This window comes from Methylocucumis oryzae (assembly GCF_000963695.1).
In the GTDB taxonomy this organism is placed as follows: Bacteria; Pseudomonadota; Gammaproteobacteria; order Methylococcales; family Methylomonadaceae; genus Methylovulum; species Methylovulum oryzae.
In genome coordinates this window covers 1-1823 of the sequence record NZ_LAJX01000371.1, presented here as the reverse complement: position 1 = coordinate 1823, position 1823 = coordinate 1, and the positions used below count along the sequence as shown (strand labels likewise).

The 1823-nt window shown below is 43.9% G+C and carries 2 protein-coding genes; both read right to left on the bottom strand.

Features of this window, described 5'->3' with window-relative positions; genetic code table 11:
- Positions 1-164 precede the first annotated feature (164 nt).
- On the bottom strand, positions 165-800 hold the full coding sequence (locus VZ94_RS21740; RefSeq protein ID WP_131655703.1) for a DVUA0089 family protein: 636 nt from the start codon (positions 798-800) through the stop codon (positions 165-167).
- 38 nt (positions 801-838) lie between these two features.
- The coding region (locus VZ94_RS27535) for a DNRLRE domain-containing protein (RefSeq protein ID WP_204369269.1) at positions 839-1823 on the bottom strand (985 nt) is incomplete at its 5' end.

Here is a 1823-nt window from a genome sequence, read left to right as displayed (position 1 = left end):
TTTCAGTTGAATCATACGCCTTGTAGTGCCTGCAACGCTTTTCTGCCCACCATTCACCTCATAATCGGTGTGCCCAAAGCTCGTAGGACAGTGTCACGATAGCAAACCGCCATCGGTGTACTCCGAAATGGCGGATTGCCTATCGGCGAATCCACCTTACCGCGTTAAACATTTACACCGTTGTGCCTAGTTAAACTTCTAGCAATAGGCAAAACCAACAAACCTTGTAAAAATAATAACAAAGCACCTGGTAATGGAACGGTAGCCAGATGAGCGCTATCGACATTGGCTATATCCACCGCCCAATGACTGCTGCCACCACCGTTTTGCGCAGTGAACGGACTAGCGCCAAAAGTGGCTAAACCCAGTGAGTCGGCAAATCCATCGGCGAGATTAGCGCCTAATGCAACATTATCTAATTGCGTTAACGCTAAGATATAACTACCGGCTGACAGCGTTCCGTAAAAATGTGAGCCGGAATTGGCGATAACCGCTTCTTCATTCGTGGCCTTGTTTAACGTATCAAAGACAAACAGACCTGTGTTTTGCTCAAAAATCGCCAGATAGGGATTAAAGCCGTCACCTGCAATGCTTTGCCCGTTTAAATTCACGCCGCCCAATAGAGATAACGTGTTAATGGCAACTGTTGTCGAATCAGCACCGATGGTAAAGGAAAACAATTGCACATCGTTGTCTTTATTAAAGTTGCCGGTAAAGCTAAAGTTTGCCGCCGTCGCGCCTTGCCCGACGCATAACAAAAACATAAAAGATAGTACTAGTAATAGTTTGTTTGTAGTCATGATGTTCACCGTTGTTTTTGATAGTGGGTAATCAAGCATTAATTCACGTTGGCGCAGATGACAGAAGTTTGAACACTTTCATTTAAACCGGATGTAGCGTAGTTACAACTATAAAAATTTGAACCAGCACGACTACCTGTTACAGTTGATTCAGTTGTAATATTTTGACAAGAACCTCCTAGTACTCTTTTTCCGCTAGGACAAGAAGCGGTGTGATTTAATAATGGAGAAAATGCACTGGAAACCGTGCCGTTTACCCGAATGATTTGATAACCACTAATTCCAGGAGAACCCGTTGCTCCAGTATCTCCTTTTGAACCTTGTGCTCCGGTATCACCCTTATCTCCTTTGTCACCTTTTAAACCGGTTTCGCCTTTATCCCCCTTAGGACCCTCAGGCCCGGCTAAAATAACTTCAATAAACGCCGCATGACTGGTTTGTATGGCTTCTTTGCTATCTAACGTAAATGCAGTTTGAGACGCTGTTAACGGCGTTAAAGCCAAGCCATTGTTACTGGCTGGGTTATCCACCCAATCCAAAACCAATTGCGTGACATCTAACGCTAAATAATTATTGCCTTTGTTAATATCGGCAGTTGTTTCAATCGCTGTACCGAGTTGAGGTTCTGAGGCCGAGGTAACCGTTGTTTCATCCCATGCTGACAACACCGGACTGGCTTGAATTTTGCCAGGCGTTGTTACGGATTTAGCGAAAAACACTAACGTGGCTTTAGAAATATCTTTTGAGCTAATGCCTTCAGGTAATGTGGCTAAGTCAAATCGCAGTAAGCCTTTACTAGAAGGGGATACATTAACGCCGACAGCCGTGCCAGCATTGACACTAGCAATGTGAGCATCAGCGCTCAGTGGTAATGTCAGTGCTTGAGAGACTAATGGGGTTAAGCCGGTTAACAGAATAGCCGTTGATAACAGTTTAGTTTTCATATTCATCGTATTCTCCAGTTTGTTTAAGTTATTTATCGCGTTAATGAGTTTTAACTCATGGACAATAGAGCGATTACTG